2 protein-coding genes and 1 pseudogene are annotated in these 5,566 nt (G+C 68.8%); 1 reads left to right on the forward strand and 2 read right to left on the reverse strand.

Translation table 11 applies throughout. The annotated features are described in order from the left end of the window. Positions 1 to 316: pseudogene (locus tag WA965_RS14250) on the forward strand (serine/threonine protein kinase); the annotation flags it as partial. 5 nt (positions 317 to 321) lie between these two features. On the opposite strand, the gene WA965_RS14255 reads toward WA965_RS14250, so the two are convergent. After that, the gene (locus tag WA965_RS14255; RefSeq protein WP_526294918.1) at positions 322 to 3,543 is read right to left on the reverse strand and encodes an arabinosyltransferase domain-containing protein; all 3,222 of its coding nucleotides are present in this window, start codon (positions 3,541 to 3,543) and stop codon (positions 322 to 324) included. Beyond that, the coding region (locus WA965_RS14260; protein WP_526447667.1) for an arabinosyltransferase C-terminal domain-containing protein at positions 3,540 to 5,566 on the reverse strand (2,027 nt) is incomplete at its 5' end. The genes WA965_RS14255 and WA965_RS14260, both read right to left, overlap by 4 nt.

Consider the following 5,566-nt stretch of genomic DNA (forward strand, 5'->3'; position numbering starts at 1 on the left):
GCGCCCCGAGCGGCCGTCGCCCGCCGCGGCGGCAGACGTGACGCTACCGGTCGTCGTCGTGGGCGCGGACTGCGCGACGCTGGGTGCGGCCGGGGTGACCGAAGGCGGTCAGCCGGCCTACTGTGCGCGCCTGACGTCCACGGGCGCGCCCCTGTGGTCGCAGTACCCCGGTGAGATCAGCCACCCCGCGGGTGATCCGAATACCGCGACACCTGTGCTGGTCTGCATGGAGCAGACCGGCCAGGCCCGCGTCGACTGCCATGACGACATCCTGCGGGAGAACACCGATCCCGGCGCCAACGAGCCGTCAACCTAGGCCGGTCACGGTCCGATCCGGATCTCGCCGGGCGACCACAATCCCGAGTGGGTGGCCGAACCCAGTTCGAGCTCGGCCGGTACGGCGTCGACGATGGTGTCGAATCGGCGCAGCGACCCCCAGTCCTGGCCCCAGTCCTGCGACAGGTAACTCGACATCACCGAGGCTCGCAAAAGCAAGTCGGTGATCCCGAGCAGGCCGCCGTTGACGCCGTCCTGCCACGTGTCGGTGCTCTGCAGTTTGGCGAAATAGTCAGGCGAGATGCGGAACTTCGGCACCTCGGTGACACCGTTGGCGTGCAGCATCGGCTGCTGGCAGGGGAACGCCATCCCGACCGCCCAGTCCAACAGGACCGGTTGCTCGGAACCGATGTACTCCTGCACCGAACGCAACTCGGGTACCCGGGGCGGCGTGACCGCGACCCAATCGCCCTGGCTCAGCGACAGATCCTCGGCGACCACCCGGACCGCGATGGCCTCGGCGGGGATCTGGTCGCGTGGATAGCGGAGATTGCGCCACGACGGTGTCGGTCCGATGTCGTACGGACTGATCCGGCCGGCGGGTTCCGGGGCACCGTCGGGCCCGGGTAGTGCGTACTCGAGTTCGACCGTCTGGCCGGAGCTTTGGCCCTCCGCTACGCTGCTGCCCGCGATGGTCCCGGCTGCGGTGATCACCACCAGGGGGTGCGCGTCTTCCGCCGGGGGGAGCTCGTACCAGGACGAAGTCAGTCGGCTCTCCTGTTGGGCCTCAGTGGAATACGTGCCCGCCACCGGCACCCGCGCAGGGTCCAGACCGTAGGGCAGCGGCACCCTCGCTCCGTTGACGCCGGCACGGGGCAGTTGCCGCGGACGAACCCAGTCGTAGTCGGTGCCCGGCTGCGGATTGTTCAGCCGGATCGCTTCGGCGATGATCCGGTCGGGAACACCGTTGGGTGAGAAGCCCACCGGATCGGCGCCGCCGAGCGGGCCCAGCGGCCCGTCCCCGCCTGGCAGGGCGCGCAGGAAGCCGTCATTCGAATCGGGCTCGACGAGCACGTCGTCGGCCATGCCGCAGCCCCCGACAAACGCCCGCACGTTGGCCCAGCCGTTGGAGTAGGTCGGGTACTGGCGCACCACGCCCACCGCCATCGAGGCGACGAACACCACGACCATCAACCCGGCCGCGATGGGAATGGGTGCGGCGGTGAGCTTGTCGACGATCTTCGAATTCTGGCGTGCCGTCACGTGCAGCCAGAACGCCCACAACCCCGCGATGGCGAACAGCACGAAGAACACGGTGCTGACAGTCACGCCGCCTAGCTGAGGCACCGAATTGTTGTAGGGCACACCGAAGTTCGAGACGTACCACCAACCGTTGGTGGATGCGAAGCAGAACGCCAACACAAAGAACACCAGGGACAGGAACGCCATCCGGTTGCGCGCCGAGCGCAACACCACAGGCGACACCATCACCGTCGCCAGCGCCGCCATCGCGCCGCCGACCGCGGCGAACAAACCGAAGTGGTGGATCCACTTGGTGGGGGTGAAGATCAGGAAGAAGATCGTCGCGAAGATGACGCCCATCAGCCGCCAGGCCGGGCCGCGGGCCACCCCGGGGATGCGCTTGCGTCGCAACATCATGAACAGCGACGGGAACAGGCACAGCACGGTGAACAGGAACGCGAAGCGGCGGGAGATCGCTGCGTCGGTGGTCGGCAGGATCAGGTAGTAGTAGCGCAGGATCTCGGTGAACCACTCCTGGCTCGGACCGATGGCGGTGCGGATCCTGGTGGCTTCCAACACCGTTGCGAATGTCTGGTCGGCGAACACCACAGCCAGGATCACGGTGCCCGCAGCCAGCATCGGGGCCAGGAGCGGCCAGGTGCCGACGACGAGGCGCCTGCGCATGATGATCCGCAGGATGGGTCGGCCGCCTGCCACCAGTGCGGCCACCGCGATCAGCCCGGTCGGCTGGATACCCAGCGTGAACGCCGCCGAGAAGATGGCCAGCGCGGCGGGCGTCAACCGGCCCGACGTGATGGCCCGCTCGATCAGCACGTAGGTGATCAGCGCCCCGGTGGCGATCTGCCCCTCGGGGCGCAGGCCGTTGTTGAACGGCATCCAGGCGCCGATCAGGACGAGTCCGGCCGCCCACAGCGCAGGACGGCTGGCGATCACGGCGGGCCCCAGTCGAGGCAGCACCTCGCGGGACAGCAGCAGCCAGCACACCAGCGAACAGATCAGGTCGGGCAGACGCATCCAGATGCCCGCGGTGCTCACCTGCGACATCAGCGCCAGCACGTTGTAGTACCAGCCGAACGGGTCCTCGGGAACGCCGAACCAGCGGAAGTAGTTGGCCATGTAGCCGGAGTGCTCGGCGGTACGGGCCATCTGCATCTGATAGCCGTCGTCGGAGGAGTTGGCGCCGATGATGTACCAGAGCGCGAACACACCGACCACGAAGACGTCCACGGCGGAGAAGGTCCGCCACCGGGTCGGGATCAGCCGGTGCATGCGTCGTCCGTCGGTGCGGTCCAGCTGCCACAGCGCGAACAGCGCGACGACGGTCGAGATGATCGCCAGCAGGATCGCCGCCAACTTCAGCGGTGTCGGGTTCGTGGTGAACCGGGTGTCGATCGTCGCCGAGAACTCCATGCCAGGCGGTGCCGGCCCGGTCAGGTCGGTGAACACGCCGACGATGGCGGGCCGCAGGTTGGGGTCGGCGAAGCCGGTGCGTTGAGGCGACCCATCGGCTTTGCGCAGCCCGACGAACTCGGCGAACGTTCCGTCCAGCGACGAGGTGATGTTGATCGTGGAACAGCCGGGGGCAGCCCCGGCGCCGGCGACCCGGTCCCGGTTCACGCTGGCCACCACGACGTTGCGGACGATCACGTCGACCCGGGTCTCGGTGACGTTGACCAGCATCGCGTTCAGCGCCGCGTCCCTGCCCTCGGCCGGCGCGGTGCCGAGGACGAGCCCGCCGTCGGCCGGCAGCGTCTCGATGACCTCGCAGGGCACTGTCGCGGTCAGATCCACCGGCGCCTGCGAGATCAGCGGCGCTGTGACGTTCTCCAACTGTCCCTGCTGAGGCCAGTTCAGCGTCGCCGTCGTCTGGGTGACGGGTAGCAGCGGCGTGGCGACCGCCATCACGAAGCCGAGCAGGCCCGCGATCGTCGCGACCCAGCGGGCCACCCTGACATCACTCACGCTGCCGCGCTGTGTCTTCGGTTCGTTCGCAAGCTCACTCACGGCAGCGCCCTGATCGGTCCGCCGCGACTCCAGCCGAACACTCGCGTCGACCCTTCCTCGATGGCGGCCTGCGGCGCCCGCTCACTCGGCACCACCCGGATGTAGCGCTCGAGCGCTCCCCAGTCCCGGTACCAGTCACCGCTGAGATACGTCGGGATCGCCTCGGTGCGCAGCAGCGCCTGGATGAACAGGAACGGGCCGCCGTCGTCGGCCGACTGCCACTGGTTCGACGAGGACACCATCTGCTCGAAGTTGGGCAGCACCCGGTATTCCGGCAGTTCGGCGACCCCGAGGTGCTCGGAGAACGGCCGCTGGCACGGGAAGTTCGCCGCGGTGGCGATGTCCATCAACACGGGGGTCTCGGTGCCGAGGAACTCCTGTGCGGTCTGCAGGGTGGGCACCCGGGGTGGGGTGAACGCGAACCACTGGTCGTCGGACAGGTTCGGGTCGTCGGCCACGATGCGGGCAACGTTCGCCTCCGGCGGCGCGGTGGTCATCGGGAACCGCAGGTTGCGCCAGGCCTTCTGCGGGAAGATGTCGATCGGCTGCACCTCGTTGAGCGCCTCGTACGACCCGTCGGGCCGGTGCACCCCCCACTGCAGCTTCAGCGACTGGCCGTAGCTGAACTCGCCGTCCTCCTCGTAGTACCAGATCGCGCCCGCGGCGGCGATCGTCACCAGCGGCCGCTCCGGGGTGCGGGGCGGCAGCTGGTACCACGCCGAGGTGGCTTCGGCGGCCACGGTGTTCTCATCGAAACTGCCCATCACCGGGGTGCTGTCCGGATCCAGTCCGAACGGCAGGAAGACCCGCGAGCCGTTGACGCCTTCGGGGCCGTAGCCACCGCCGGTTCCCGCCGCGTAGCCGATGCCGATGTTCGGCTTGTCGACGGCCCCGTCGGAGTTGACCAGACCGGGGTTGGCCGCCACGGGTTCGGCGGGCTCGAGGGTGTCGCTGACACCGTTGGGCGTGAAGCCGACAGGATCCTCGCCGCCCAGCGGTCCGTACTCGCCGAAGCGCTGGCCCGGAACCGGTTGCAGCATTCCGGCGTTGGTGTCCTCTTCGACCAGGACCGCGTCGGCCATCGCGCAGCTCGGCGACGATCCGGGCAGGAACGCGGCCAGCGCCGAGATGTTGGCCGCGCCCGTGGTGTAGACGGGGTAGCGACCTGCGGTGGCCTTGAGCATCGAGCCGACCGACAGCACCACCATGATGGCGGCCACGACCAGCAGCGGGGTCGACGCGACGGCCCGGTTGCGCCCGGTGTCGGCGACCTCGGTGTGTCCGGCGTAGTCCATCCGGAAGTGCAGCCATCCGGCGAGCAGTCCGCAGGCGATCGCCAGGACCAGGAACATCGACGTGACGGGCTGGCCGAAGAGAACGGGTTGCCGGTCGAACCACGGCACCCCGTAGTTGCCGACGTAGAACCAGCCGTTGATACCCGCGTTCGCCCACGCCAGGACGAACAGCAGGGCGGCCACGTACAGGGCGAGGTTCCGGCGACTGTGCAGGCCCACGCGGGCGAACGCGAACGCGGTCAGCGCGCCCAGCGCGCCGGCCAGACCGGCGAACACCCCGAACTGTGCCGACCACTTGGTGGGGGTGAGCATCAGCAGCAGCAGGCCGATCGCCGTCGCCCCCGTCAGTCGCCACACGGGGCCGTTCATCACCCCCGGCAGCGTGCCCCGGCGCAGTAGCACCACGAGCAGACCGAACACGCACAGCAGCAACACCAGAACGGCGAAGCGCCGGGTCAGCGACGCGTCGACGCTGTCTTCGACCATTACGAAGTAGTAGCGCAGGAACTCCTGGTACCACGGGATCGTCGGGCCGACGACGTACTTGATGCGGGCCGACTCGGCGACAGTGGCCAGGGTCTGGTCGCGGAAGACGACGACGAAGACGAGAGACGCCGCGGCGCCCAGAGGCGCTAGTTGGGCGGCGAGCCCGTCGGTGGCGCGGCGATCGGTGACGATGCGGGTGATGGCGCGGGCGCCGACCAGCAGCGGCGCCAGCGCGACCATGC

Origin of the sequence: Mycobacterium sp. (assembly GCF_049683935.1) — a bacterium.
Taxonomy (GTDB): Bacteria; Actinomycetota; Actinomycetes; order Mycobacteriales; family Mycobacteriaceae; genus Mycobacterium.